Source organism: Agromyces neolithicus, assembly GCF_039529735.1.
GTDB classification, from domain to species: Bacteria; Actinomycetota; Actinomycetes; order Actinomycetales; family Microbacteriaceae; genus Agromyces; species Agromyces neolithicus.
The window spans coordinates 1-951 of record NZ_BAAANJ010000010.1 but is presented as its reverse complement, the minus strand read 5'-3'; the positions used below and the strand labels follow the sequence as shown (position 1 = coordinate 951).

Sequence of the window (951 nt, the reverse complement as noted above, 5' to 3'; positions counted from 1 at the left end):
CCGACCCCCGCCGACCGAGCGACCCCAACCAGCATCATCGGCATAACCGCGAACACGGCATAACAGCAGACGATGAGCACGTCACGGACGCCGCGGTTCGCGAGCTCGGAGCACACCGACGCCCAGAACTTCGCGCCCTCGGTCGCTTGCACCCAAATGCCGAGGACGTGCTTGATGCCGTCCATGTCGACGCCGACGGCGATGTGCGCGGCCTTGTTGCGCACGTGCCCGCCATCGCGGATCTTCACGATGATCGCGTCCAGATAGATCACCGGATACAGCGATTCGAGCGGGCGGTGCTGCCACGCCAGGACCTCCTCGGCGACCTGGTCGGTGATCTTCGAGATGGTCTCATGCGACAGGTCGGTGCCGATCGTGGACGCGAGGTGATGCTGGATATCGCGGATCGTCATCCCGCCCGCGTACAAGCTGATGATCATCCCGTCCAGCCCATCCAGCCGGCGCTGCCCTTTCGGGACCAGCATCGGGGTGAACGACCCGTTCCGGTCCCGCGGGATCGCGAGCTCGATGTCACCGATCTCGGTCGACACCGTCTTCGAGGTGGTGCCGTTGCGGGAGTTCGGATACAGCGGCGCTTCCGCGTCGCCGCGGTCGTACCCGACGTGCTCGGTCAGTTCCGCGTCCAGGCCCCGCTCCAGCGCAGCCTTGAGCATCCCGCCGAGCAGGCCCTGCTCGCCCGTGAGCGGCTCGCCGGCATCGATCTTCGCGAAGATCTCATCCATCGCGCCGGACGCCTTGAGCTGGTCAGCGAGTTCCTTCTGCCGACGCCGGCGCTCCTCGCGCTCCGGACTCATCGCATTCATGGTCACAAGTGTCTCCTTTGAGGTGAACCTCACCCCTTACACAGACCATTTGACAGGCTCACCTGGGCGATGCTGGCACCACAGCACACGCTCCGCGAGAAGGGCCATGGCCGCACCACGACCTGGC

1 protein-coding gene is annotated in these 951 nt (G+C 65.6%); it reads right to left on the bottom strand.

All coding sequences use genetic code 11. From position 1 onward, the window contains the following. Positions 1-815: IS256 family transposase (locus tag ABD164_RS13515; protein ID WP_425545950.1), on the bottom strand; the 815-nt coding region annotated here is incomplete at its 3' end. Positions 816-951 lie beyond the last annotated feature (136 nt).